Annotated in this window: 1 protein-coding gene; it reads left to right on the plus strand. The window is 46.9% G+C overall.

Annotation, left to right across the window (positions count from 1 at the left end; all coding sequences use genetic code 11):
• Positions 1 to 817: SprB repeat-containing protein (locus ABR854_RS25730; protein ID WP_350268729.1), on the plus strand; the 817-nt coding region annotated here is incomplete at both ends.

Here is an 817-nt window from a genome sequence, read left to right on the forward strand (position 1 = left end):
CAGTGCGAGTGTGGTTGCAGCGGGTGGCACAAGTCCATATACTTATAAATGGAGTAATAATGCAACGAGCTCAAGCATCAATAATTTAGTAGCTGGCACCTACACGGTAGTAGTAACAGATGCGAACAGTTGTACAGCAACAGCGAGTGTATTAGTGAAACAACCGACGGCAGCGTTGACGACGACTCCAAGTGGTGTAGATGTGAAATGTTATGGCGATGCAAGTGGCAGTGCGAGTGTAGTAGCAGCGGGTGGTACAAGTCCATATACTTATAAATGGAGTAATAATGCAACGACCTCAACGATAAACGGTCTAATAGCGGGCACCTACACAGTAGTAGTAACAGATGCGAACAGTTGTACAGCAACAGCGAGTGTGTTAGTGAAACAACCAACGGCAGCATTGACGACGACTCCGAGCAGTGTAGATGTGAAATGTTATGGCGATGCAAGTGGCAGTGCGAGTGTGGTTGCAGCGGGTGGCACGAGTCCATATACCTATAAATGGAGTAATAATGCAACGACCTCAACGATAAACGGTCTAATAGCGGGTACCTACACGGTAGTAGTAACAGATGCGAACAGTTGTACAGCAACGGCGAGTGTAGTAGTGAAACAACCAACGGCAGCGTTAACGACGACTCCAAGTGGCATAGATGTGAAGTGTTATGGCGATGCAAGTGGCAGTGCGAGTGTAGTAGCAGCAGGCGGCACAAGTCCATATACCTATAAATGGAGTAATAATGCAACGACCTCAACGATAAACGGTCTAATAGCGGGTACCTACACAGTAGTAGTAACAGATGCGAACAGTTGT

Source organism: Emticicia sp. W12TSBA100-4 (genome assembly GCF_040253585.1).
Classification (GTDB): Bacteria; Bacteroidota; Bacteroidia; order Cytophagales; family Spirosomataceae; genus Emticicia.